18 protein-coding genes and 1 riboswitch are annotated in these 25,945 nt (G+C 46.3%); of the genes, 6 read left to right on the top strand and 12 right to left on the bottom strand.

The genetic code is table 11. The features are described 5' to 3' along the window. Positions 1–36: 36 nt before the first annotated feature. Positions 37–189, top strand: coding sequence for a hypothetical protein (locus L5M17_RS04045; protein ID WP_081729124.1), 153 nt, complete (start codon positions 37–39; stop codon positions 187–189). A gap of 268 nt (positions 190–457) precedes the next feature. Here L5M17_RS04045 and L5M17_RS04040 read toward each other — a convergent pair whose 3' ends face one another. The 6 genes from L5M17_RS04040 to L5M17_RS04015 all read right to left on the bottom strand — a co-directional run bounded on the left by L5M17_RS04040 (position 458) and on the right by L5M17_RS04015 (position 8,537). After that, entirely contained in the window at positions 458–889 is a 432-nt protein-coding gene (locus L5M17_RS04040; RefSeq protein ID WP_028761791.1) for a nitrate reductase cytochrome c-type subunit, read from the bottom strand. Continuing rightward, entirely contained in the window at positions 886–3,381 is a 2,496-nt protein-coding gene (napA, locus tag L5M17_RS04035; protein WP_263145377.1) for a nitrate reductase catalytic subunit NapA, read from the bottom strand. The genes L5M17_RS04040 and napA overlap by 4 nt, the downstream gene beginning before the upstream one ends. Then, positions 3,378–3,647: a chaperone NapD gene (locus tag L5M17_RS04030; RefSeq protein ID WP_071940060.1), complete on the bottom strand. Its 270-nt coding sequence runs from the start codon at positions 3,645–3,647 to the stop codon at positions 3,378–3,380. Before L5M17_RS04030 ends, napA begins: the two co-directional genes overlap by 4 nt. Positions 3,648–4,085: 438 nt before the next feature. Beyond that, positions 4,086–5,264 carry a lipocalin-like domain-containing protein gene (locus L5M17_RS04025; RefSeq protein WP_263145374.1) on the bottom strand — a complete coding sequence of 393 codons (1,179 nt, stop codon included), beginning with the start codon at positions 5,262–5,264 and terminating at the stop codon, positions 4,086–4,088. Further along, a complete protein-coding gene (locus tag L5M17_RS04020; RefSeq protein ID WP_263145371.1) occupies positions 5,264–7,873 on the bottom strand; it encodes an ABC transporter permease in 2,610 nt (869 codons plus the stop codon). Before L5M17_RS04020 ends, L5M17_RS04025 begins: the two co-directional genes overlap by 1 nt. Continuing rightward, a complete protein-coding gene (locus L5M17_RS04015) occupies positions 7,863–8,537 on the bottom strand; it encodes an ABC transporter ATP-binding protein (protein WP_173246740.1) in 675 nt (224 codons plus the stop codon). The genes L5M17_RS04020 and L5M17_RS04015 overlap by 11 nt, the downstream gene beginning before the upstream one ends. 447 nt (positions 8,538–8,984) lie before the next feature. Continuing rightward, positions 8,985–9,114: riboswitch (glycine riboswitch) on the top strand. Positions 9,115–9,363: 249 nt separating this feature from the next. On the opposite strand from L5M17_RS04015, the gene L5M17_RS04010 reads away from it, so the two are divergent. The 3 genes from L5M17_RS04010 (at position 9,364) to L5M17_RS04000 (ending at position 17,251) form a co-directional block, all read left to right on the top strand. Then, positions 9,364–10,722 carry an alanine/glycine:cation symporter family protein gene (locus L5M17_RS04010; protein ID WP_105251512.1) on the top strand — a complete coding sequence of 453 codons (1,359 nt, stop codon included), beginning with the start codon at positions 9,364–9,366 and terminating at the stop codon, positions 10,720–10,722. Between the two features lie 130 nt (positions 10,723–10,852). Next, on the top strand, positions 10,853–16,186 hold the full coding sequence (locus tag L5M17_RS04005; protein WP_263145369.1) for a PAS domain S-box protein: 5,334 nt from the start codon (positions 10,853–10,855) through the stop codon (positions 16,184–16,186). Positions 16,187–16,234: 48 nt separating this feature from the next. Further along, positions 16,235–17,251, top strand: coding sequence for a two-component system response regulator (locus L5M17_RS04000; RefSeq protein ID WP_263145366.1), 1,017 nt, complete (start codon positions 16,235–16,237; stop codon positions 17,249–17,251). Positions 17,252–17,339: 88 nt separating this feature from the next. Here the strand turns inward: L5M17_RS04000 and ygfZ are convergent, their stop codons facing one another. Both ygfZ and serA read right to left on the bottom strand, forming a co-directional pair. Further along, a complete protein-coding gene (ygfZ, locus tag L5M17_RS03995; RefSeq protein ID WP_263145364.1) occupies positions 17,340–18,302 on the bottom strand; it encodes a tRNA-modifying protein YgfZ in 963 nt (320 codons plus the stop codon). Between the two features lie 154 nt (positions 18,303–18,456). Further along, positions 18,457–19,686 carry a phosphoglycerate dehydrogenase gene (serA, locus tag L5M17_RS03990; protein WP_105251515.1) on the bottom strand — a complete coding sequence of 410 codons (1,230 nt, stop codon included), beginning with the start codon at positions 19,684–19,686 and terminating at the stop codon, positions 18,457–18,459. Positions 19,687–19,840: 154 nt separating this feature from the next. Between serA and L5M17_RS03985 the strand changes: the two genes are divergently transcribed. Then, positions 19,841–20,449 (top strand): DUF2238 domain-containing protein, encoded by a 609-nt coding sequence (locus L5M17_RS03985; RefSeq protein WP_105251516.1) that lies wholly within the window; start codon positions 19,841–19,843, stop codon positions 20,447–20,449. A gap of 394 nt (positions 20,450–20,843) precedes the next feature. Beyond that, on the top strand, positions 20,844–21,509 hold the full coding sequence (locus L5M17_RS03980) for a helix-turn-helix transcriptional regulator (protein WP_014611267.1): 666 nt from the start codon (positions 20,844–20,846) through the stop codon (positions 21,507–21,509). A 165-nt stretch (positions 21,510–21,674) separates the two neighbouring features. Here the strand turns inward: L5M17_RS03980 and L5M17_RS03975 are convergent, their stop codons facing one another. From L5M17_RS03975 to panC, 4 genes are all read right to left on the bottom strand, one after another. After that, positions 21,675–23,180, bottom strand: coding sequence for a curlin (locus L5M17_RS03975; RefSeq protein ID WP_263145361.1), 1,506 nt, complete (start codon positions 23,178–23,180; stop codon positions 21,675–21,677). Between the two features lie 14 nt (positions 23,181–23,194). After that, on the bottom strand, positions 23,195–23,614 hold the full coding sequence (locus tag L5M17_RS03970; protein ID WP_105251518.1) for a curlin: 420 nt from the start codon (positions 23,612–23,614) through the stop codon (positions 23,195–23,197). A 553-nt stretch (positions 23,615–24,167) separates the two neighbouring features. Then, complete coding sequence (locus L5M17_RS03965; protein WP_263145357.1) at positions 24,168–24,695, bottom strand: DUF4124 domain-containing protein; 528 nt, start codon at positions 24,693–24,695, stop codon at positions 24,168–24,170. 390 nt (positions 24,696–25,085) lie between these two features. Then, the gene (gene panC, locus L5M17_RS03960; protein ID WP_173246722.1) at positions 25,086–25,931 is read right to left on the bottom strand and encodes a pantoate--beta-alanine ligase; all 846 of its coding nucleotides are present in this window, start codon (positions 25,929–25,931) and stop codon (positions 25,086–25,088) included. Between the last annotated feature and the right edge of the window lie 14 nt (positions 25,932–25,945).

The following is a 25,945-nucleotide window of genomic DNA, read 5'->3' as shown; positions in this document are numbered from 1 at the left end:
TTACTTTGACCTTGTTAACAAAACAGGGGAATACCGATGAAATCAAGTTCAAGTCTGTGGGTAGGTGCTTTGTGGCAGGCGGCTATGCCTGTGGCAAAAGATGTGCAAAACGCTAAAGCGGCGCAAGTAACTAAAACGGCTCCAGCGGGTGATTTGCATAAAGCAAAACAACAAGTAAACCCAGCCTAGGCTGGGTTTTTACTTTTCTGTGTTTTAGATTCTGCTCTTATTTTTATTTCCCTCGATTCTCACTTTGCCTTTTTAACTTCTGCTCAATCCCTTCCTTGGTGAAAGTACTGTTCAGCAACGGACGCTGAACCAGCGATAGACGTTTAGTCTTATATTTACTTGAATACTCATTACTGGCTCTAAGCTAACTCATTAGGATTGGATGCTTAAATAGCAAAAAAGCCACCCTAATCAATTCGGGTGGCTTTACTCTGCAGGGGAGTGTGGTTTACTGGACGGAGAATTGATTCTCGACGAGTGGTTGCTTGTTTTCGGCCTGAGCGACATGGCATTGAGTACAGGCATAGTTATGTCCGTTAACTGTGCCTTTATCATCAATCACGTGGGACTTAGCTACTGGCGTGGCTTTCATGCGTTTTGCCTTGTCCCAACTATGGCAGCTTAAACAGCCATTTTTATCTAAGGTGATCTTGTAATCGTCCTTATGTGGGATGAGCGGTGGTTGCTCGCTAAAACTGCGCTCAATGGCGGTGCCGCGACTAGGATAAATCGCCATGGCATCGGCTGGGCGGATGTCGGTGATCGCCATGTTTCCTGCGAGGGATTGAATATTAACTGGTGCTACGTTGGTGTCGGTTTGCTGACCTGAACAGCCGGTAATGGCGACGAGTAACGCAGTTAAGGTGAGTATTTTTCTCATTGGTTATTCTCCGCCTTGAAGACTTTCACTGGGCATTTTTTAAAGTCAGTTTCTTTTGACAGGGGATCGGTCGCATCCAATATCAGTTTGTTGACTAACTGGCGCGCATCGAAGAAAGGCATAAATACTACGCCGCGTGGCGGTTTGTTACGGCCTTTGGTTTCAACTCGGGTTTTCACTTCACCGCGCGGTGAGGCCACTATGACTTCGTCACCACGTTGTACGCCGCGAGCTTTCGCATCTTCTGGATGCATAAAAATCTGCGCGTCGGGGTAGGCACGGTAAAGCTCTGGTACGCGGGCTGTCATCGAGCCTGTGTGCCAATGTTCCAGCACGCGGCCAGTCGACATCCACAAATCGTATTCTTCATTCGGCTCTTCGGCGGCGGGTTCATAGGGCAGGGCGAAAATCACCGCTTTGCCATCTGGCTTGCCATAGAATTTAAAGCCTTCACCCGCTTTGACATAAGGATCGCTCCCCTCAACGAAACGGCGCAGCGTTTCTTTGCCATTAACGACTGGCCAGCGTAGGCCGCGGGTTTCGTGGTAACGGTCAAAGTCGGCTAAATCATGGCCATGGCCACGACCGAAAGCTGCATATTCTTCGAAAATACCTTTTTGCAGGTAGAAACCGAAGTGTTCGCTCTCATCGTTTAATTCGGCTTTGCAATCGGAAATTGGGAACTTGTCGATCACGCCATTGGCAAATAGCACTTCATATAAGGTTTTATCCGCGTATTCCGGTTGTTTGGCTATCAGTTCGGCTGGCCAGACTTCGGAGACTTTGAATCGTTTCGAAAATTCGACTAGTTGCCACAGATCTGAGGTTGCGCCTTCTGGGGCTTTTACTTGTTGATGCCACATATGAGTACGGCGCTCGGCGTTGCCGTAAGCTCCTTCTTTCTCGACCCACATTGCCGTTGGCAAAATTAAATCTGCCGCCATGGCTGTGATAGTTGGATAGGGATCTGAAACCACGATAAAGTTTTCTGGGTTACGAAAGCCAGGGTAAATCTCATCGTTGATGTTAGGGCCTGCCTGCATATTATTGGTACACATGGTCCAGTAACAGTTGAGCTTGCCATCTTTGAGCATACGGCTCTGGAGTACGGCATGGTAGCCAGGTTTGGCGGGAATTGTCCCTTCTGGCACTTGCCATAGCTTTTCGGTAATGGCGCGGTGCTTGTCGTTAGTGACTTCCATATCGGCGGGTAAACGGTGGGCGAAAGTACCGACTTCACGGGCAGTCCCGCAAGCCGAAGGTTGACCTGTTAATGAAAAAGGACTGTTACCCGGTGTGGCAATTTTGCCCGTGAGCAAATGGATGTTGTAAAGCATGTTGTTCGCCCACACGCCGCGAACGTGTTGGTTAATGCCCATGGTCCACAGACTCATGACTTTAACGTTAGGGTTGGCATAGGCTTTGGCTAAAATCTCCAGCTTCTCTGGTTCGACGCCACTCATCTTGGCGGCATATTCCAGCGTATAAGTGCTGACAAACTTGGCATACTCGTCAAAGCTAATGGGCGTGGATTTACCATTGCCTGGATTTTTAGCTTTTTTCTCTAATGGATGTTCTGGACGCAGGCCATAGCCTATATCGTCAACGCCTAAGGCAAACTTAGTGTGTTTGGTAACAAAGTCGGTATTAACTGCTTTATTTTCAATAATGTAATTGGCGATATAGTTGAGGATCACTAAGTCCGACTGTGGGCGGAACACCATAGGGTTATCGGCCAAATCGAAGCTGCGATTTTCAAAGGTCGACAGCACATGTACTCGGCACGTTGGACTGCTTAAACGTCTATCGGATATTCTTGCCCACAGAATTGGGTGCATCTCAGCCATGTTTGCGCCCCAGAGTATAAACTGATCGGCGGCTTCTAAATCGTCATAACAACCCATGGGCTCATCGATACCGAAGGTGCGCATAAAGCCGCCCACGGCTGAGGCCATGCAGTGGCGCGCATTAGGATCTATGTTGTTGGTAAGGAAACCTGCTTTATGAAGTTTAGAGGCGGCATAACCTTCCCAAATAGTCCATTGTCCGGAGCCAAACATACCCACTGACGTCGGACCTTTGGTGGCGAGACTGTGTTTCCATTTCGCCGCCATAGTATCGAAGGCCACATCCCAGCTGACTGGAGTGAACTCACCTTCTTTATGGTATTTGCCGTCTTTCATCCGCAGCAATGGCGTGGTTAATCTGTCCTTGCCGTACATGATTTTTGATAGGAAATAACCTTTAATACAGTTAAGGCCACGGTTGACAGGACTTTCGGGATCGCCCTTAGTGGCGACCACTTTGCCCGCTTGGGTGCCCACTAATACGCTACACCCCACACCGCAGAAACGGCAGGGAGCTTTATCCCACTTGATACTGTCAGCTTGTTCGGCGGCTTCGACCATCTTAATGGGAAGTGTGACGCCAACGGCCGTCGCAGCGGCAACCGCTGCGTTGGCCTTGAGAAACTCGCGGCGGCTTATGCTCATAATATTTCCTCACTCTCTTGTACTAAGGGTTCTACTTGGTGGTAAATCAAGCTGGCAGATAACACGCCGGACAGGGCATTGATGGCTTCAATATTGTCAAGAATCGCTCTTTGGCTACTCCCTTCTAGGGTAACGACCAATTTTCCTTCGGGTGTAATTGCATGAATATCAGTACCCACTAATGCGCGGATATTGGCTTCAACCTGCTGTAAGGTTTTAGGCGTGGCATGCACCACAAGGCTGGTGACGTGGTATTCCTGACTCATATTGGATGACCTGTAGTAGCGTAAACTCGGTTACTTAAGATTAAAAAGGAGGGTAACCGAGTGCTGATACTGGCGAGTCTAGACCTGATAAAAAATGTGGGTATACCTCACAAGAGGTATTGAAAGCGATAGTCGATCCGGATCAAAGTTTTGCGAGTGATCTAACTCCCAGTTTGATATTTAAGCGGTTAGCACTGTCCTCACTAGGACATAGTGAGGAGTACATTTATGGAGAATACTATTGTGTATATCTGGAACCTGTGAACATTAACGGAAGCACAAGTGTGTAGATAGGAATCCTATACTTTTTACCAGTTACAGGTGTTTATAAAATTTCTGGGTAAGAGCAATAGCTGACGTGCATGCTTGCGAAATCCTGCGATAGAACATATTTAGGAACAATTAGTTATATTCACATTGTTTAGTATACATAAAACGTTAATAGCCCGTTAGCTCCATATAACCCGTACCTGTATGGCTGCCAGAGAGTTGCACTGGGCCTTCCCAATAGGGCGTTGATAATGGCATAGCGCTATTGGGATTGAGCGGGATGATAGTGAGATCGATATTTTCGCTGGGGATTTTTACTTGCCAGCTAACGGGATAGTCGCCATTGACTGTGTGTTGCCATTTAAGAGGCGTCATCTGAATGTCATTGGGATTGTCAGTGGAATTGATGTTGCGACCTGTGCCATCGGCAAACATTCTTCTGGCGCTATAAAATGCTGAGATAGGTGCATTCTTTGCGGACTCTGCTGAAGACTGATCCCGTAGCTGAAACAACATCAGCGTCGAGCCATCATTTAACCTGAGCGCGAACCAATCCCAGCCCTGTTGCGTTTTAGTGAGAAATTGCGAGCTCCATTCCCTGTCGAGCCAACCTTGGCCTGTGACTCGTTCCACTTTGCCATAGCGGTTGATTTCACCTGAAATTTCAATAAAGGGCTGGCTGTAATAGTAAGAGGCCACTTGGCCGTCGCGGCTTTTAAGGCTATAGCCGTTAACGCCTTGGTATTGCAGTGGCGCTTGGCTATTAAGCTGAAGTCGATAGCTAAAATCAGGATTCTCCACCGTTAAGGTCGCGGGAAAGAGTGCATTGGTTTCGCTCTGCCAGTGCCAGTTATCGAGGCGGATTTGATAAGGATCTAATTTTACCTCGGCAAACTCGCTATGACGGCGCGACCACTTTTCGTGAGCCAGATGAGTTTGACTCGAGGTTAATGCGCTGTGGGCCAAGTAAAGCTGCTGAGTCTCCCACGTGGATTCATTTTTAGCTATCACATCTGTTCCTTGCGGAGCAGGGGGGGTCAGGGCGACTCTAAACTGCGTCCACTGGGCGCCGAGTTGCTCACCTGTTTCTGTCGTTAAATTCGCGGTTAGATACCACCATTCTTGGCGAAAACTGTTATGTGCCAAGTGATCCCGCGGAAATTCAAATCTATAGCCGGGAACAACAGGGGTAAAGGCCAAATCATCTTGATTAGCAGAGGTTGTGCCTACCACATTGGCCATTGATTTGGACTGAGTGTTTTGCGTTGATGGCGTTTTATCGCATCCGCCGATAAGCATTAACCCAACCACTGCCCATGCAATACTGTTTAGATTGAGTGTTTTCATCACAGTGTCTCCTGTTGCAGACTGGCGACCAGTGGTTTACGGGTTTGCCAATACAGCGGTAAGAGTACGGCTAAGGTGCAGGTGGTTAAGGCAATCAGTATTGCATGGCCATAGGCTTGCCAATCCCAAATCATTTTTATCGTCCAGCCAAAGGCTTGCAAGGTGATCTTATTAATAAGCAGGTAACCTAATAGCGCGCCCGTTGGCATAGCGAGCAGGCAAGTGATCAGCACCACAATCAGCATCTGCATAAACACCATGCCGCGCAGTGCATTACGACTGACGCCGAGGGAATACAGCCGTGCCAGTGGCGCTTGCCTTGCCTGAGTCAACATTAAGCAGGCACTAAAGAGGCCAATCGCGGCAACAATCAAGGTTAAACTATTCAGCACTAAGGTAATCGAAAAAGTCCGCTTAAACATGGCGATAGCTTGGGTTTTAATCTTAGTTTGGCTGTAGATTTGCGCTTGGGATAAACCTAACTCAGTCGCCAGTTGGACTTGTAGTTGATCGAGTTCTGTTTCACTTATCCTACTGCCTTGATCTTTACCGTGAAAACTTGCGGCTAAACTCACCGGCAGTACAGGTAACTGGGCCCGTTGCCAAAGTGGCTGGCTGATAATGACCTCGTTTCGGGTATTGCCGTGGTCATAATAAATACCGCCAATAATGGCTTTGCTGTTACCTGTTTTCTCGAGCACATCCAATGACACAGTATCACCAAGCTGTAATTGGTATTTGATGGCAAGAGGTTCGCTCACCAATACAACGGGTACATTAAAGTAGGATTGCCACAATGTGGGCAGGCTTTCTTTAAGCGCACTGGTGTGCCGAGTCGAAAATTCATCGCGGCTGAGTAGGCTCACCGGAATCGTCTGCTCGCTCGGATTATCCGTCGAAATTGGCAGTGAAAGCATGGCTTCAATTTGCCACTGCTGATAAAGACCGCTGACTCTAGGATCGTGCATCAATTGGGTTTGAATCGTGTCGATGCGTTGGCTCGGTGGGCGGATATAGAGATCGGCATGCAGGCGAGTTTCTAGCCAAGTTCGCAGGGTTTGCTCGAAGCTTCCAACGAGGGTGTTCATCGATATATTGGCACTGAGCGCCAGTAAGATTGCCATCATAGCCAAGGAAAGCGGTGCAATAAGCTCACGGGTTTCGGCGAGCAGATATTGCCATAATCCAGGACGTGCCAAGGGCATTAACGCACTGACGCCCCAATGCAATAATTGCGGCAACAATAAGGGAATAGCGATAGCGACGATACCGAGCAACACTAGGCTGATGTTATAGCTTTGACTGAAGGGAAACAGCAACGCCGCTAAGGTCAGTAAGCCACAGGCTAAGGCAAATTGAATGCTATGGGTTTTGCGGTGTGCCTGCATTTGCTGATAACGATTCGCCCCTTGTGCAAGCGCTTGGCGCGTAAGATCTAAATACAAGGGCAAGCAAGCGGCGAGCGCGGCAATTAAGGTGAGGACAATTGCCTCAAAAAGCCAAGTCCATTGCCAAATACCGGGGAGCAAGTGGGCGCCATACATTTGCTCTAAGGTCATGGCGACCATAGGTTGCAGCCAGTGGCTGAGTTGCAAACCACTGATAAAGCCCAGACTTGAGCCTATGACAACTAACAAAATTAATTCGAACATCAGTGCCGTCATCAAGGCGCGGCGCTCAATTCCCTGTTGTAATAACTGTACTAACAATTTTTGCCGCTTCATTAGGCTGTAGCGCACACCGTTATAGGCGATAAAGAGGCCGACAACGAAGGCTAACATGCTCATGGCATTAAGATTAAGGTGAAAACTGCGGGTCAGCGCTATCAGCGCTTGGCCTTGATCTTGCTGGCTAAAGCTGGCCTTTTGCGGCGTAATCCCTAAAGCGTCGAGTTGGGATTTTAGTTTAGGTAGGTTTTCTCGCTCACTGAACATGGCGATATAGCTCAATCTGCCTTGCATGTTTAGTAATCGCTGTGCGAGGGACATATCGGCCAAGATGGCGCTTCCTAGACCAAAACTGTCATCAATTGCAATGACATCTAAGGTGCTATTTTCTAAAACAAGTTTACCGTCGGGCGCCACTTTGGCAGCTAGGCTGCGGCTCATTATTACTGTGGCTGCGCCGCTGAGGAGATCGGCAAGCGGTAAGTCATTCATCTGTGGCGAGGTGGCTGATTGTGTGTCGGTCGAGGCGTTACTTCTCGATTTTTGTAGTGTTAATGCAGCGATCAAATCGCTGCCTTCCAGTTGCCAGAACTGACCGTTTTTACTGGAGATTTTGCCACTTACGACGGCGAGACTCTGACTTAATCCGGCTCGTCTCAAGGCGAAATAGACAGATTCATCTAAAGTGTTTTGTCCAAGGGGCGGCGTGAGTAGCACATCGGCGCGTTGGCTCAAAAGCTCAGTCGCCTCGCTATAGCTGCGCACGGCATTGTCGTTGGTTGCCTTGACTCCAATGAGCAGAGTCACAGCTAAGGCGATACCGAGCAGAATGGCACCTGCTTGTATGGGCGCATGGCGATAATGGGCGATAAAAACCTTTAGGCTGAGCCACGTCAGCCTAAGCCCCGAGGGAGTCGCCTTAGTGAGCAGTTTATTGTTCATAGATAGCGACTGCACCTTGGGATAAATGCCAACGTTTTTGCATGAAGGCGGCGCATTCTTCGCTGTGGGTGACCATCAAGATACTAGTTTGGCTTTCCCGTGCCAGTTCACACAGTAGTGCCATCACTTGTTTGCCTGACACATCATCTAAGTTACCCGTAGGTTCGTCGGCCAGTAGCAAGGTCGGTTTATGGGCTAAGGCGCGGGCGATGGCGACACGCTGTTGTTGACCGCCTGACAGGGCTTCAACTTGCCGATGAAGTAGTGGCATCAGCCCAAGTTTTTCAACCAGATAGTCACACCAAGGCGACCATGGCTGCGCGGTTAAACTTAAGGAGAAGGCGATATTGTCTTTCACGTTGAGTGGCGTGAGTAAGTTAAATTGCTGAAACACGACACCTAAGGAATTACGTCTGAAACGGCTCCAATCTTTGTCTTGCCAAGTTGAGGTGGACGCTTGTTCTAGCAAGATTTCACCCGAGTCTGGCGTTTCAAAGCCGGCGATCAGGTTGAGTAAGGTGCTTTTACCGCTGCCGCTGGGGCCTGTGAGTGCGACGGTTTCACCTCTGTGGATCTGTAGATTGACCGCTTGCAGCACTTGATGATATTGCTCACCATCGCGAAAGCCTTTGGTGACTTGGTTAAGCTTAGCGACGTCGGCCATTGAGCAACTCCTTTATATCCATTGGCGGCGGGTGTGGTAAGCCGTGTTTCAAACTGCGGCGGCAACTTACTTAGTGGCCGCAATTTAGCATTGCCATTCTATGTTCAAGGTAAAGCATTTTCTATTCAGATAGATACTGATTTTTCTTGTAATAGGATCATCTACGGAGTAACAAAACATAAATCGTCATTTGGTGTAAAAATAGTCAACTGGATTAAATCCTCCGCGAACTGTGAGCAAACGGCTTGAGCTGACGCCGCATTTGTTGCATTCTGTGCGTCCTGTTAGCTTGGGAGTAAATCTCAATCTAGCAATCCGTTCGGATGAAGGTAGCAGGAGAGTGGGGAATTGACCCCACACCGACGAGGCAACTTTGGTTTTACAGAAGCGAGTCTTCTTATAAAAACAAAGCACTCTTTCAGGTGCCGATAGGCGTGGACTGTTACTGGACGAGCCTCTGGAGAGACTACCAGTTGCACTCATTGTGCAATCAGGTGGCGCCGAAGGCGAAAGTGTCGTGGTGTTATTGTATAACCTGCGACGCGAAACGCTCAGGCAAAAGGACAGAGGAGAGGATGACTGCACAGTCCCTGTCGTTTGTCGTCGTGGGCTATTTTTACTCTTTGCTTGAGATGGAGCACTTTTGCTCTTATTGAAAGCACTCGTGTAGAGCTCTCGCTTGCTACGCTTTTAGCGTTCAGCTTAGGCGATTCTCGGCCGAGATTAGGTCAAAATAGTTTGCAATAGCGTCCGACTGCGGCGCGTCACAGCCATTTCTTTTCCTCCTCCGTTTATTAATTTTGTTGTTTAATATTCGAGGAATATCATGAGTTTTCAAGCTTTACTTGCCAGTATTAATGGCATCGTCTGGGGCCCAATTACCCTTTGTTTGCTGGTGGGTACAGGGGTTTACCTTACTGTGCGCCTCAAGCTTATCCAAGTATTTCGTCTGCCGATGGCGATGGGATTGTTGTTTAAACCTGCCAAAGGTCATGGGGATTTATCTTCCTTTGCCGCGCTTTGTACGGCGCTGTCCGCCACTATCGGTACCGGTAATATTGTTGGCGTGGCGACGGCAATAAAAATGGGTGGCCCTGGGGCGTTATTTTGGATGTGGCTGGCGGCATTTTTCGGCATGGCGACTAAATATGCTGAATGTATGTTGGCGGTAAAGTACCGTACCACCGATGCTCGTGGGCAGATTGCGGGTGGCCCTATGTATTATATCGAGCGCGGCCTTGGTCTGCCTTGGATGGCGAAATTGTTCGCTCTCTTTGGGGTTGGTGTGGCCTTTTTCGGTATCGGTACTTTTGCACAGGTTAACGCCATCAGCGATGCACTGACGATTGCCTTTGAGGTGCCGACTTGGTTGACTGCAACTGTGTTGACTGTGTTAGTTGCCGCAGTCACTTTGGGTGGCGTAAAGCGCATTTCAAATGTGGCGCAAAAACTTGTGCCTGCGATGTCGATTGGTTATGTGCTGGCCTGCGTGTGGATCTTAGTCGGTTTCTCCGAGCAGATTTTACCCGCCTTAGCTTTAGTGATTGAATCTGCCTTTACGCCACTCTCAGCTGCGGGAGGATTTTTAGGGGCAACAGTCGCACAGGCTATTCAAATCGGTATTGCCCGCGGTGTGTTCTCGAACGAATCTGGCCTTGGTAGTGCGCCGATTGCCGCCGCTGCCGCGAAGACCAATGAACCCGTTGAGCAAGGTTTGGTCAGCATGACGGGCACCTTCTTCGATACCATCATTATTTGTACTATGACGGGCTTAGTGCTGATCATCACAGGAGTATGGAGTGGTGAGACGGCAGGTGCTGCGATGACGAGTGCTGCTTTTGCTCTGGGAGGCTCAGCGCTTGTGGGTCAGTATTTGGTGACGATTGCGCTAGTGTGTTTTGCGTTTACCACGATTTTGGGCTGGCATTATTATGGTGAACGCTGTTGGTATTATTTAGTCGGTGAGCGCGGATTACGCATGTATCAAGTGGTGTTTTTGGTGCTGATTGCGGGTGGTGCTTTTATCAAACTGGATGTGATTTGGTTGTTGGCCGATACGGTTAATGGTTTGATGGCGATTCCAAACTTGATTGCCATTGTGGGCTTGAGGCATATCATTATCGCCGAAACCCAAAGCTATTTTGCTCGTATCTTACCTAATCAAACCTTAGAGACGGCTTATTAGTGTTTTTAAAACAATAAATTACTTCACATTATTTTAACTTTAACATTGTCGCCACTAAATTCTTCGTTTACTTTATAAGTGCTATTTTTAAATGCAGTGTTTATAAAATCGAGGGCTTTAGGGCGACGCCATGGAAAAAAGTAAACTTCGTACTTTTCGCAGTAGGATTTTATCCCACATAGCCTTGCCTCTCATTTTAATTATGGCGAGTGTCTATGGTGTAAACGCTTGGTTTAGTTATATCTCCACAGAGAATCGGCTTTACCATAGCCTGACACAAGAGGCGAGTCATTCGGCTTCTCGTCTGCAGTTTCTGCTCGAGCATGCGCAGGCCAACACCCAAGGTCTTGCTGATTTTATTGGTTTTTTGTCAAGTAAAGAAGACATGAATGACACTGAGAGTGTTAAAAGTGTCTTGATGAATCGAGTCAAACGTAACCCTGATTTTTTTGGCTCCGCAGTCGCATTTAAACCTAATACCTTCCCCAATCGAAAGCTCTTTTCCCCCTATGTTTACCGCGATACAAGTGGTGGTAACGATTTACACTACCTCGATATTGGTGCTGAAGGCTACGACTATACCGATGGCACTTGGGATTGGTGGAGTAAGGCTATCAATCAAGCGAACGGTTATTGGTCAAAGGCATATTTTGATGAGGGGGCTGGGAATATTCTGATGTTGACCTATTCGGCTCCTTTTGGTGAGGTAGGCAATTATTTTGGGGTCGCCACGGTTGATTTAGCTTTAGATGAATTGCCAAAACAATTGGGGATTGCACCAAATCGTCTGGTGGTTTTAGACGACCAAGGGCGGCTTATTTATCATATAGATAAAGAAAAAGTGCTGGCAACGACTTCAGCCCAGTGGCTCGATAAGAATAAAGATAAAAATGCCGATTTTTGGACGCTACAGGATAAAAGGCTTGATGGTCAAGCAAGGTTTGTTGATAACCAAGATGTTGTTTATCTTGCGAGTATTGCGACTGTCCCTCAATTAAAGTGGCGTGTGATTGTATTCGCGCCAGAACAAGATTTATTCAACTCCCTACTTGATGATCTGGCATCTATTATCCTCAATTTAAGTTTATTAACCCTCTTATTATTGCTGACTTGTTATCTGGCGGCGAAACGATTAACTCGGCCGTTAGAGCTACTCGAGTCGGGTATCTTGTCCTTTGGACAGGGTAAAGCTCAGCAGCTCATTGTACCTAAAGGTGCCGTGAGTGAAATAGTGACGCTGAGTACTACCTTCAATCAAATGGCGGAATTACTCGCAGAACGTGAACAAGCCATTCTTGATTCTCGCGGTAATCGCTTTGCGCGCCTAATTGATGGTATGAGTGATAAATCTTTCTATTGTTCCCTCGAACCTAATGGTCAACTCGCCCAAGTCAGTGAGGGGGTAACTAAGGTGTTGGGGATCTCACCTGATTTGCTCAAGCGCAAATATCAAAGGCTCTTCTCGGCTAATCCCCTTAATGAGAAAAACTGGGAATATACCGATTTGGCCTTAAAGGGCCAAAATGTGCCTTCGCACCAAGTGGAAATGCTGGATGAAAAAGGGCATTTAAGAAGGCTCGATGTATTTATGCAGCCGTTATTATCAGATACGGGTGAGTTAATGTCGGTGGAGATGTTATTTACCGATGTTACTGAGCAGTTTTCAGCGGCAGTCTGGTCAAATGCCGTACTAGAAGCAGCTCCAGAGGCCATGCTCATTGTCGACGAATTGGGGAAAATCGTCTTTACTAACAGTCGCTGTCAGCAGCTCTTTGGATACGAAACGGGCGCTATGTTGGGTTTGCAGGTTGAGGCGTTATTGCCGCAAGAGTTAGGAAACGGGCATGTACTTGAGCGGCAAACATTCCTGCGCGAAGGCAGCGATAGAGGCATGGCAAATGCCCGTCATGTACGGGCGTTAAAAGCCGATGGTAATGAATTTATTGCGGAAATAGCGCTGAGTATTCTTCCCCCTGCCTTTGATGGACAAAGGCAAGTGGCGGCTTCAATACGTGATATGACACAAAAACTGGCCGTTGAGCAGAAGATCCGTGATAGCGAACAGCGTTTTCGTGGCTTAGTGACTAATATTCCCGGCGCCGTTTATCGGACTCGTATCGGGGATGTATGGTTCATGGAATATATCAGTGACAATATTGCTGAGATTACGGGTTATGCAGCGAGTCAGTTTATTGAAAATCGCCAACGTACTTTTGCTTCGCTGATTTTAGAAGAGGATCGGCCTACATGTCATTTGCATATTGATAGAGCACTCGCGCAGCAAGAAACCTTTGAAGTGGAATATCGTATCCGCCATCGCGATGGCAGTGTGCGCTGGGTGCATGAGAAAGGTAAGGCAAGTTATACCGAAGAGGGCGTTCCACTTTGGTTCGACGGCAGTATTGATGACATCACAGAGAGTAAGCTTGCTATAGGGCAGTTGGAGGCTTCGCGCCTGCAATTGACCAATATTACAGAGTCTATTCCTTGTACCGTGTACCAATTGTTATGGCACTCGCCTACTGATCGCAGATTTACCTTTCTCTCTGGTGCGGCAATGAAAATGCTGGGGCTACATCGTGATGATCTTATTAGTAATTTTGACACCATCGCTGAGCGGATTTTTGATGACGAAAGGCCGGATGTCGTGCGGGCACTTTCGGGTAAGAGTGAAGATAGGTTTCAATGGATCCGCGAGTTTCGTTATCGCCATCCCAATGGCAGCATACGTTGGATGGAGGCGGGTGCGAGCGGCCATGTTGAAGAAGATGGCGCTATTACTTGGAATGGGTATGTAATGGACATCACCCAACGCAAGAGCATAGAACAAGAGTTAGCCCTCAGTGAAGCGCACTTTAAGGCACTGTTCGATGGTGCGACCATTGGTATCGTCAATGTGGATGTTAAAGGCGTTATCTTAGATTGTAATGACCAATTCTGTGCCGATATGGCGCGGTCACGGGAGAGTTTACGCAATACCGCAATTTTTGAGGTCCTTAGCGCGCAAGATAAGCATATTGCCAAGGCGCAATTTAAGGAATTGGTCGGTGGCAAAATTGACCATTATCGTGGCGAGAGGAGTTTTATTCGTCCTTCCGGTGCGCCTTTATGGATGACGGTCAATGTGTCGGCATTGTTAGATGCCCAAGGACAATTTGAATCGGCTGTGATCAGCATGGTCGATATGACAGAGCTTAAATTGCTCTCCGATGAACTGTTACTTGCCAAAGAGCAAGCCGATGCCGCCAGTAAAGCAAAGGGTGACTTCTTAGCGAATATGTCCCACGAAATACGCACCCCAATGAATGCCATTATTGGCATGTCCCAGCTGTGCTTACAGACCGAATTAGATAAAAAACAGAAAAACTATGTGGAGAAGATTGAGAGGGCATCGCAGTCTTTACTGTCTATTATCAATGACATTCTGGATTTCTCTAAGATTGAAGCGGGTAAGCTCGACATCGAATCTGTGCCATTTCAGCTCGATACTATGCTGGAAGATCTCAGCGATATGTTCTCTGAGAAAGCCGCACATAAGCAGATTGAATTGTTATTTGCAGTCGCCCCTAACGTGCCGCGTTATTTATATGGTGATTCGCTACGCTTAGGTCAAGTGTTGATTAACTTGATGAATAACGCCATTAAATTCACCGAGCGGGGTGAAGTATTACTGTCGTTAAATCTTGTTGAACAGCAAGATGATGATGTCGTGCTGCGTTTTAGTGTGCGTGATAGCGGCATAGGCTTAACTGAGCAGCAGCAAGCAAAATTATTTAAATCCTTTACCCAAGCGGATACTTCAACCACCCGTAAATACGGTGGTACAGGCTTAGGCTTGGCTATTTGCAAGCAACTCGTTGAACTCATGGGGGGCAATATTGGTGTCGAAAGTCAATTTGGTCATGGCAGCACCTTCTATTTCACTGTGAAGTTACAAATTTCCGAGGGCCAAAAATTAGTGCTTGAGCAAGAGCTTGAGGGCATGTCTGTGCTGGTGGTAGATGATAACGCGACCGCTAGGGACATAATGCGTACAACGCTCGAAAGTATGGGCTTTAGAGTCGATACGGTTCGTTCAGGTGAAGAAGCAATAAGCCGCTGTTTACTGCAGACCTATGAAGTGGCATTAATCGATTGGAAAATGCCCAATATGGACGGGTTAGAAACCGCCCGTCAGATCCAACTACAGGCTAAGTCTCAGCCTAAGATCTTGATGGTATCCGCCCATGCGAATCATGAATTTATCACTCAAATTGAGCAATTAGCACTGGCGGGGTACATCAGTAAACCCATCAGCGCCTCACGCATGCTCGATGGCATAATGAATGCGATTGGCCGTGAAGGCATATTGCCAGTCAGACGCCGTACCGAAGACCTGGCGCCGCAGTTATTATTACCACTTCAAGGGAAGCGTATCTTATTAGTGGAAGATAACGAGATGAATCTCGAAGTCGCCAGCGAGTTTTTAGAGCAAGTGGGGATTATTTTATCCATAGCGACCAATGGACAAATTGCCTTAGATAAGCTATCCCAACAGCATTTCGATCTAGTGTTAATGGACTGTCAAATGCCGGTGATGGATGGTTATCAAGCCACTAAAGCGATAAGGAAAAGGCCTGAGTTGGCAAATTTACCTGTCGTCGCTATGACTGCGAATGCGATGGCTGGTGATAGAGATATGTGTCTTCGGGCTGGGATGAATGACCATATTGCCAAGCCCATAGAAGTGAATGTGCTCTATCAAACCCTATTGAAATACCTCGGATCTTCTTCTGGAATTTCTGCTGCGATAAGGGCGGAAGCCTCAACTCGGTTAACTTCGTCCAGCGCACAGGGTGAAGTCAGCAATGGCGCTGATCAAACGGTATTGCTCAAATGGCCAGAACACCCTGAGCTGGATATCGATAGAGGTTTGCAACTGGTGCAGCATTCGACGCGTCTTTATCAACGAATCTTTGATCGTTTTGTGAGCAGTCAACGTAATGTCGTGGAGCAGGTTCGCAAAGCCATCGCGGCGAATCAAGTCGAAGATGCGGTGCGTATCGCCCACACCCTTAAAGGCTTAGCGGGTAATTTAAGTTCGGCAAAATTGGTGGAATTAGCGCGTTTGCTTGAGTTGCATTTAACAGAGAAAGCGCCTTATGAAGATGAATTGGTTCAAATTCAACCGCTAGTGGCCTCTATCTGCGATGCGATTGAACACGACAAACCAGCAGCGGTAAATCAAGCCGAACCTCAAGCCGTTGATTTATTATCTGCTGAAGATTTAAGGGCGGCATTACAGGCCTTGCGGCAGAATCTAGATGATGCCGATGCCAGCGCAGTGGTAAAAATTGATGCCTTAAAGCCGAAGGTGAGTAGTGCGATGTGGCAAACATTAAGCCCCGCTTTATCTATGATTAACCAGTATCAGTTTGATGAGGCAATCGACTTAATTGACGATGTGATTACACAGTTAGGATAGAAAGCGGTAGCGCGAATTTATAATGCGTGACATTGAGTGGAGTTGTTAATGGAAAAAGCAACAATATTAGTCGTCGATGATACACCTGAGAATATCGATATTTTGATTGGTATTTTAGGTGATGATTACAAAGTCAAAGTGGCGATCGATGGCCCGAGGGCGTTAGCGTTAGTGACAAAATCGCGGCCTGACTTGATTCTGCTCGATGTCATGATGCCAGGTATGAATGGCTATGAAGTCTGCAAGGTGCTAAAGCAAGAGCCGCTGACCAGCCATATTCCGGTGATCTTCGTGACCGCCTTATCTGAAATTGCTGATGAAGCCCAAGGTTTTGCATTGGGTGCGGTGGATTACATTACTAAGCCTGTCAGCGCGCCTGTCGTTAAAGCGCGGGTTAAAACACATCTTGCGCTTTATGATCAAAAACGTCTACTCGAACAACAAGTTAAAGTTCGTACTCACGAATTAGAAGAAACCCGTTTCGAGATTATCCGTCGTCTTGGCCGTGCCGCTGAATACAAGGACAACGAGACGGGTCTACATGTTGTGCGTATGAGCCATTACGCCCGCATATTAGCGATAAAGCTCGGCTTACCGACAACCTTTTGTGACTTGATTTTTAACGCGGCGCCTATGCACGATATTGGTAAAATCGGTACGCCCGATGCTGTGCTGAAAAAGCCTGGGAAACTTGATGCGCAGGAATGGGAAATTATGCAGCAGCACGCCGCCATAGGTGCAGAAATTATTGGTGAACATAGCGATCCGTTATTGCAAATGGCCCGTCGTATCGCCTTAACTCACCATGAGAAGTGGGATGGTTCAGGTTACCCTAATGGCTTGGTAGGCGAAGAAATCCCCCTTGAAGGGCGTATCACCGCGATTGCGGATGTGTTCGGTGCGCTGACTTCGCAACGGCCTTACAAGCAGGCTTGGACGATTGAAGCAACTATGGAGTTATTTGAAAATCAAGCGGGAAAACATTTCGATCCTAAGCTGGTGGAGGAGTTCAAGCAAATCCTGCCAGAAGCAATTGCCATTCGAGATACTTATTTAGAAAATTGATGCTCGAAGTGCATTGACTAAGGTAAAGGCGCCATTGGCGCCTTTATTCTGCTTCAATATTTTATACTAATCATATTAAATCAAAGCATTACGCTTCATCTAATGAGTAGGGCAGGGCTTGGATCGTTAAATGTGATTGTTCATCGTCGGCAAAACGTAGCTGAGTATCATTAGCCGTGTCATTAGGAAGTACGGCGGTTAACAAGACTTGGTTGCCGCGCTGTACAAACTCAATGATTTGACCGCCACGGCGAAAACTGTCTTCCATCGCGATTTCAAGGCCTGATGCTAGGGTGATTTGAAGACTAGTGTGGCCGTGCAAAATATACAGGGCGCGTTTATTACCACCGCGATATTTCATTCGCGCTATGGTTTCTTGTCCCATGTAGCAGCCCTTGTTGAAGCTGATACCGTTAACCGCTTGTAGATTACACATCTGCGGTACGTACTGGCTGGCATGGCTGGCGGCAAGGTTGGGGTAACCTGCTGCAATCTCTAACGCTTGCCATGCACTGGCGTCAAATACACTCAGTTCCGATTGCGCAACTAAAGCCGCTGCGGCATCTGGTGTTAATACTAAAATAAAACGTTCAGCGTCTTTTAAAATCGCACCATTTTCAATGAGTGTGAGCTCTTGCTGAATGTCACCAAAATGTTTGTTCACGAATTGGCTTGCCTGTTCACCGGCAACCCCGAGCAGAGTCCACTCAGCGGATGCATTGCTTAGGGTGGCTTTACTAAAAACGGCATATTTTTGTAACTGGGGTAAATCGACTTCGATGGCATCCTTTGGCATCAACATAAAGAGTGCATCTTGAATGGCAAAGGTTCTGAAACTGGCCAGCATTTTACCTTTAGGATCGCAATGCGCGCCCCAGCGCCATTGATCTGTGGCCAATGAGCTGATGTCTGTGGTCACTTGGCCATGGATAAAACTGCGGCCTTGTTCTCCAACGACTTTGATGAGGCCCAAATGAGATAAGTTGGCAAGCATAAGTGGAGGCAAGGTAGCGTCCAGATCCCAATGGGGCGTAGAAACTGAAATAGTCATAGCGAGATCCTGAAAATGAAGACGATGTGAGAGGCTAGATTGTAACGGAATTCCAGTTGGCTCAAAAGCATAAGGCGCACATATCTGTGAATGATCTGTGCGCCTTAATATGTGTGCTTTAGTCGATAGGCTTAAAGCGAGTGGAGTTTAAAGTTTAAAACAGCACGCGAGTACGCAATGTACCTTCAATGGCTTTGAGTTCAACTAAGGCTTCTTCCGCTTGAGTTGTGTCTACTTCCATCACGACATAACCAATTTCTGCGGTGGTCTGCAAATATTGGGCGGCGATGTTGATGCCTTTTTCCGAGAAGGCTTGGTTGATCTTGATCAACACGCCCGGACGGTTTTGGTGAATATGCAGCAAGCGCGAGGTGCCTTTATGCGTTGGTAATGACACTTCAGGGAAGTTAACCGCAGAAACGGTTGAGCCGTTGTCTGAGTATTTAGCGAGCTTACCCGCGACTTCGATACCAATGTTTTCTTGGGCTTCGGCCGTGCTACCGCCCACATGCGGCGTGAGTAGAACATTGTCTAAACCGCGTAGAGGACTGATAAATTCATCGTCATTCGATTGTGGTTCAACGGGGAATACATCGATTGCTGCACCTGCGAGGTGACGTTCTTTTAACGCAACGGTTAAAGCTTCAATATCGACTACAGTACCGCGTGATGCGTTGATAAAGATGCTGCCCTTTTTCATTGCTGCAAACTCGGCAGCGCCTATCATGTCTTTTGTTTGTGGAGTTTCAGGGACATGTAAGCTTACTACATCAGCTTGTGCTAATAGGAGTTCCAACGAATGGACTTGTTGTGCGTTACCTAGTGGCAGTTTGTCTTCGATATCGAAGAACACGACGCGCATACCTAAGGTTTCCGCCAGAATGCCAAGTTGAGTACCAATATGGCCGTAACCAATTACACCTAAGGTTTTACCACGCACTTCATAGCTGCCCGCTGCGGTTTTCATCCAGCCGCCACGGTGAGCGATAGCGTTGCGTTCAGGGATACCCCGCATCAACATAATGATTTCGCCAATCACGAGTTCTGCAACACTGCGAGTGTTTGAGAAGGGAGCGTTAAATACTGGGATACCAAGGGATTCGGCGGTGGCAAGGTCAACTTGGTTGGTTCCAATACAGAAACATCCTATCGCGATTAACTTCTCGGCACGTTTCAGCACCTCTGCAGTTAATTGGGTACGCGAACGAAGTCCCACAAAATGCGCATCTTTAATGGACTCAAGTAAGGCTTCATCGCTTAAGGAAGCTTTGTGGTATTCGATATTGGTGTATCCCGCACGTTCAAATACATCGACCGCAGATTGGTGGACGCCTTCCAACAGCAGGATCTTGATCTTATCCTTGTCCAGCGAATGTTTCGCCATGATATGGGTACCCTCTAATTAATAGAAATGTTTCTTATGATATGCTCACAACCTTCACCCACCAAAATAGCACTTTTTTTGCTCAGTGTGGAGGGCTAGATGGCTAAAGTTAATATTCTAAATTTAGAACAATATCGCATAAGAGGAAGAAACATTGAATAACAAAATCGCATGGTGCGGTATTTACCTCTCAGTTTTGGTGTGGTCGGCGATAAAACCCGCAGATCCTTTCACATGGTGGCTCGAAGCCTTACCTGCATTGATTGCTGTACCGATTTTATTCTTTACTCGCAAACGTTTTCCACTAACACCTCTAGTGTATTTTCTCGTCTTAATACACTGCTGTGTGTTGTTTGTAGGTGCTCATTATACTTACGCTGAAGTGCCGTTATTCGACACGATTGCGGATTGGATGGGTTCAGAACGTAATAATTACGATAAAGTGGGTCATTTTGCGCAAGGTTTTATCCCAGCCATGCTCGCCCGTGAAATTATGTTGCGTAATCAAGCTGTCAAACCTGGGGCTTGGTGCGCGTTTCTTGCTACTTGTTTTGTGCTCGCATTTTCGGCGTTTTATGAACTGATCGAATGGTGGGTTGCCGTGGCAACCGGCGAAGGGGCTGAAGCCTTTTTAGGGACTCAAGGCTATGTATGGGATACCCAATCCGACATGTTTCTTGCCCTCATTGGCGCAATTGTCGCGTTAGCTTTACTGTCTCGTTTTCAAGATAAACAAATCGCGAGACTCAAGCAGAGGATTTAGCGGCTAAAAGTGGGTGATGCTCTCTGTTTGAGTTGTAAGACTTTCTTCCCTGAAATATATGGTGTGAGTGTGATGACATTGAGTTGTCATACTTTAGTGTTGTTATTGTGTTTTCTTTGTGTTGCAACTTTGGATTGATAACGTCATAGTTGGAAAGTATTAGGTGCTGGGCGTTGGCCAAGTAAAACGGTATTTTTGACTGTTATTCCATTTTATTGTGGTGAGTTAGTCGAACCTACTAGCATTAAACAGGGAATAGTACATTTGGGTGATGTTTTTCAATCGTTAACTAGTCAGAATTAACTAGGTTAATGGAATGTTGAAAAATCTAACTAAAAAGACGAGTCAAACATACCATTTTGCAATAGAGAATACTTTTCAGGGAGGAGAGTCATTGAGCACAATTAATGAATTGGTTTTTTTACACCAAATGGCCGCGCCATGTCATTTAGCGTTACTCGCTGAATCCATAGGTTTGAAAACGCGAATAGTAAAGCATGCGGCTGAACTGGATTTAGACAAGAGTCGCCGTAGTTTTTATCTGATCACCCAAAAAGGTTCAGCATTAGATAACAAAGGGATACCTCTGTTAGCTTCGCGATTAGTGTCACATTTTCCTGTGGCGCTGTATCAAGTTGAGCGAGACTCCTTAGACCAAGAATCTGCAATGTTACTCGGCATTCGAGGTATTTTATTTGCCGATCAACGTATGGATCTGATGTTAACGGGTTTACGTAAAATGGTGGCAGAGGAACTTTGGTACGATAGAACTTTGCTAAGCAAAATGTTCCGCCGTGTCGTACAAAAGTTAGAAGGTAATAATGAAATGCCCTCTGATACTGTGGCTATGCTGCAGATGCTGACATCCCGTGAACGCACTATCATTCAATTCGTATCGAGTGGTGCGAGGAATAAAGAAATCGCTCATAGGTTATGTATCAGCGAACATACAGTGAAGGCGCATATTTCTTCTATTTTCCGCAAGACCCAGTCTCGTAATCGGGTTGAGCTTTTACGTTGGGCGCAAACCTATCAAACTCACTTTGAGCTGTGCAGTTAGTCAGTTAAAGATATTGGTCGTTAGCTTTTCGCTGTGAGTGGTTAATGATTGCTGGCATATCAACATAGAAAAGCGGGAATGTTTATTTAAACATTCCCGCTTTTTGTTTAACACCCATTTTATAAACCACCAAAGAGTTTAGCTGTGGTGGTTTAACAGTATTGATTAGTATTGCACTACAGTGGCAACGTTCATATTGCCTGATTGGTTCACGTTGATGCTGTTGTTAGTGCCTGCTTGAGAACCTAACACTAAGTTGTCATTACCCGTTTGAGTGATTGACAGGCTGTTATTGTCACCGCTAACGCCAAATGAATTTGAAGCAAATGAAGTGTCGCTATCGCCGCCTACCCAGTTACCTTTACCTGATTGAGTAATTTGCGCGGTGTTTTCATCACCTTCAATAATCAGGTCAATAACGTTAAGATCGCCACTTTGAAGTGCGCTGACATCGGCATTGTTGTTGCCAGTAACAGAAATCAATGTTTCGTTCTCAGCGCCATCTTGCTCAACATCAACTTCGTTATCGCTACCCACGGCATCTACATAAGCAAAGTTCTCATCGCCTTCTTGGCTGACTTCAATGCTGTTATCTTCACCATCAGCGAAGGCAATGATTTCGTTGTTATCGCCTTTAGAAGATAAATCGAAGTCATTATCTGCACCGTATGCACCAAAGGTCGCGAAGTTCGCATCGCCTTTTTGTTTCAAGTCAACGTCGTTGCTATCGCCCCATACTTGGAACTCCGCACCGTTGACATCGCCTTTTTGAGTGATAGTAATATCGTTATCATCACCTTGGATATCGGCCACTAAAGTATCACCGATAGTGTTGCCGCTGCCATTTTGAGTAATATCGACACTGTTGTCATCACCCGTAGTCATCGCAAGATAAGCCGTGTTGCCGTTACCTTTTTGATCCATTGAAATATCGTTATCGCTGCCGGCCAGTGCGTAAACGAAGCCAACATGGTTATCACCTTTTTGGACCATGTCTACTGTGTTGTCATTACCTGCAATACCTTTCGCTGCGCCAAAGTTATTGTTACCCGCTTGATTAACAGAAACGTCGTTGTTGTTACCCACGTTAGCGGTTAAGTCGAGAGCGATTAAACCTGCTTGGTTGTTGTCACCGATTTGTGTGATTTTACCGTCGTTGTTGCTGCCTTCAACGCGAAAAACTGCAAAGTTTGCGTCGCCTTCTTGCTCAACAAACACGCTGTTTTCAGCGCCAGTGATTTCAACTTGGCTTTCGTTGACTTCGCCTAATTGGTTAACGAATACCGTGTTATCGTTGCCAGTAACATCGCTACTGCTTTGGTTAAAGAAACCATTTTGCGACACATTTACATTGTTGTTGTCACCTACAACATTTGCACTTGCCACATGCCAGTCAACTTGTTGCGTTATTTGGACCTTGTTATCATCACCCGTTGAATTAATAGCCGCTTCATGCCACACACCGTCTTGGATGACAGTTGCGGTTTGAGCTGTACCTGTTTGCACAACCGCAGCAGCGTTAAGGCCACCCGTTTGTGAGACTAAAGTGTCTTGGGCTTGGCCTGACTGTACTACGCTAATTTCGCTCACTGTACTGGCAGCAAAAGCTTGACCGCTTAAACCTGTTGCAATGGCCAAAGCAATAAGTGATTTTTTAGCTTGTGATTTCATGTGACGCTCCCTGTTTAATATTGAGTTATTGAGATTGCAGCACCGTCCGCAATCTGTTGAATCGAAAAGTTGCCGCTTCCTAGTTGGTTCAGTTGCACGAGATTGTCATTGCCAATTTGTGTCACTGAAGCCGTATTTTGACTGCCGACTTGCAGTAGTTGGACTTCATTGTTTGAACCAATCTGTGTGATTAGCGCATCGTTATCATTGCCCACTTGTGTTACATCGGCCTTGTTATCGCTGCCTGACTGGAACAGTAATCCTTGGTTGGCAGTGCCTTGTTGAACCAGCTCGATAAGGTTATCGCGACCGGAACGTTCCAGTAATGCCTGAAGGGTTACGGGTAACTCGTTGACATTCAGCTCTTGTGCTGAAGTCATACAACTACAGAGCAAGATCAGCGGCACCAAAAAGCGTATAGAGGTATTTGGCACGGGTGACTCCTTGCATCAAATATCTTGGGCTGCTTAAAGCAACTTGCATCCCAAATTCAGACCTGAAGATACGAGTCCCGTTAATATGTCGCAATTGGCCAAACGGGTATTTATTCTAGAAAGGATTAACGGAAGGTAAATGATGGCTGTATTAATATCGTATTGATTAAATAGATTTTATATGTTTATTGACGTGTTTTTATTTAAGGGGTCTAGCCTAGTTGTCCTAGTAGTTAAGTCGTATTTGTTGTGAAGAGAGTATTTGATTTTTAAACAATGCAATAACAAGTGAAGGGAAATACATCGACTATCGCGTTTGCATTTTCTTGATAAAAAAGCACGCGTTTGTGCCAGCGAGAAACTGCTGTGGGGTTTAATTAACTGTAGCAACCTATGTCATTTACCCAGTGTGCAACAACAGGCTTCTTGTCTTTGCGGTAATGAATCCTAGGTTAAATAAAGGGACATTACTGTGAGCGGAAAATTAACCATTATTATGATTAAATTCCTTAATGGGGTAGAGAAAAGATTAATACTACTGTTTTATGCGAGATCAGTGCTTTTCTGGTTCTTTTAACTCTTCATGGAATGCTTCTGTACTGATTTGGCTTTTACGGTCTTGCAGTTGTTGCATCGCGCTGTTATTACTCACAGTTAACGCATTGAAGCGAGAATTGATATCGTCCATTTCGTTAATGTATTCAGGATCGGTTTTCTCTTTATTTTGCCAATAACGCTTACGTTCTAATTTCTGCAATTCACTGGCGCGCAGGATTTCAAAATAGCTATTTTCCTGCTTAAGACGATATATCTCGCCGTCGAGTAACTGCAATAATTTTTCTTTAGAAATGGTTCGGCTATTCAGTAGAGTGTGTAAGGGATCGACAGGAATGTCTCTTTTATCAGAGTCTACTTCAGTCGTTATCCCTAACTGGTATTCGATTTTATGTTGGCTAAATTCCTGCGGACAAGCGGTTTGGCTAAAGACAATTTTGTCATCTTTACGGCATTTATAAATGGTATTTGCCTGTATTGCAGTGGGCAAAATAACACAAATTAGGGTGAGTATCAGTCTTGCCATGAGGCCACAAATCCTTTGTACACTTGCATAGCTATTATGATTTAATTGTTTGATTAAGCATGATAAATAATGATTGTGACGTTTACATTATTATGCCTTTATAACCGTTTTTTATTAGGCTTAACCGGCTGTTAAGCCCAATAAATTAAAGGATTAGCCATGCATCATTATAAGGTCAAATTCACTCGTCAATGTCTGCCGCTAATCATTTACCTTAAATTAACATCTGCATCATACTATGGCGTAAATTTAGGGATAAAACCAGTTTTTTGACGCTTCAAATTTTTGGCGCTTGGATTGATTCTAAAGAAGAAAATAGCTTCTGGTCGGTCATTAGGTAAATAAAAAGGAGCGACTGCTCCTTTTTATTTATTGATAACGCTTAAGAGATTAGCGATCGAACCTTAAGTTGTCGATAAGTCGCGCTTTACCTATATAGGCGGCGGCCAAAATGACTAAGGTTTGGTCTTGGCTCTGCGCTTTCTCAAGCGTGTGGGCATGACGAATTTCCAGATAATCCGGCGTAAAGCCCGCCGCCACTAAACTGATTTTCGCTTGCTCGGTGACAGCATCAACACTCTGACCTTGTTTGATCCCTGCAGCCATAGCATCTATTGCCTGTTTTAACGCTGGTGCCGCGGCTTTTTCTGCGGCGGTGAGATAACCATTGCGCGAACTCATGGCTAAACCTGAGTCCTCACGTATGGTATCAACACCGATAATCTCAATCGGTAATGACAAGTCTTCAACCATAGTTTCAATGACTAATAGCTGTTGATAGTCTTTATTGCCAAAGAGTGCCACATCGGGCTGTACTATGTTGAATAGTTTACAGACGATTGTCGCAACGCCACGAAAATGCCCCGGACGGCTAGCGCCGCAGAGCAGATCTGAAATACCTGGCACTTCAACATAGGTTTGTTGCGCTAAGCCCTTGGGATACATCACGGCTGGTGTTGGGGTAAACAGCAACTCAGCGCCAGCGGCGGTGAGGGCTTCACTGTCGGCGGCGAGTGTGCGTGGGTAGGCATCGAGATCTTCGTTCTGGCCAAACTGCATTGGATTGACGAAAATCGATACCACCACATGATCACAACGTTTAGCCGCTTCTTTCACTAAGGTGATGTGTCCCCGATGGAGATTGCCCATGGTCGGCACAAAGGCGACAGTCTCGCCCTTGGCACGCCATGCACGCACTTGAGTGCGAATATCATCAATATGGGCGCTAGTGATCATTGAGCCTTACCTTG

Origin of the sequence: Shewanella sp. SW24, assembly GCF_025653395.1 — a bacterium.
GTDB lineage: Bacteria > Pseudomonadota > Gammaproteobacteria > Enterobacterales > Shewanellaceae > Shewanella > Shewanella oncorhynchi.
This window is presented reverse-complemented; position numbering and strand designations above follow the sequence as displayed.

Bases quoted from the DNA above. Each gene is read 5' to 3' on its own strand.
- L5M17_RS04045 (WP_081729124.1), top strand. From the start codon at position 37: ATGAAATCAAGTTCAAGTCTGTGGGTAGGTGCTTTGTGGCAGGCGGCT.
- L5M17_RS04040 (WP_028761791.1), bottom strand. From the start codon at position 889: ATGAGAAAAATACTCACCTTAACTGCGTTACTCGTCGCCATTACCGGC.
- napA (WP_263145377.1), bottom strand. From the start codon at position 3,381: ATGAGCATAAGCCGCCGCGAGTTTCTCAAGGCCAACGCAGCGGTTGCC.
- L5M17_RS04030 (WP_071940060.1), bottom strand. From the start codon at position 3,647: ATGAGTCAGGAATACCACGTCACCAGCCTTGTGGTGCATGCCACGCCT.
- L5M17_RS04025 (WP_263145374.1), bottom strand. From the start codon at position 5,264: ATGAAAACACTCAATCTAAACAGTATTGCATGGGCAGTGGTTGGGTTA.
- L5M17_RS04020 (WP_263145371.1), bottom strand. From the start codon at position 7,873: ATGAACAATAAACTGCTCACTAAGGCGACTCCCTCGGGGCTTAGGCTG.
- L5M17_RS04015 (WP_173246740.1), bottom strand. From the start codon at position 8,537: ATGGCCGACGTCGCTAAGCTTAACCAAGTCACCAAAGGCTTTCGCGAT.
- L5M17_RS04010 (WP_105251512.1), top strand. From the start codon at position 9,364: ATGAGTTTTCAAGCTTTACTTGCCAGTATTAATGGCATCGTCTGGGGC.
- L5M17_RS04005 (WP_263145369.1), top strand. From the start codon at position 10,853: ATGGAAAAAAGTAAACTTCGTACTTTTCGCAGTAGGATTTTATCCCAC.
- L5M17_RS04000 (WP_263145366.1), top strand. From the start codon at position 16,235: ATGGAAAAAGCAACAATATTAGTCGTCGATGATACACCTGAGAATATC.
- ygfZ (WP_263145364.1), bottom strand. From the start codon at position 18,302: ATGACTATTTCAGTTTCTACGCCCCATTGGGATCTGGACGCTACCTTG.
- serA (WP_105251515.1), bottom strand. From the start codon at position 19,686: ATGGCGAAACATTCGCTGGACAAGGATAAGATCAAGATCCTGCTGTTG.
- L5M17_RS03975 (WP_263145361.1), bottom strand. From the start codon at position 23,180: ATGAAATCACAAGCTAAAAAATCACTTATTGCTTTGGCCATTGCAACA.
- L5M17_RS03965 (WP_263145357.1), bottom strand. From the start codon at position 24,695: ATGGCAAGACTGATACTCACCCTAATTTGTGTTATTTTGCCCACTGCA.
- panC (WP_173246722.1), bottom strand. From the start codon at position 25,931: ATGATCACTAGCGCCCATATTGATGATATTCGCACTCAAGTGCGTGCA.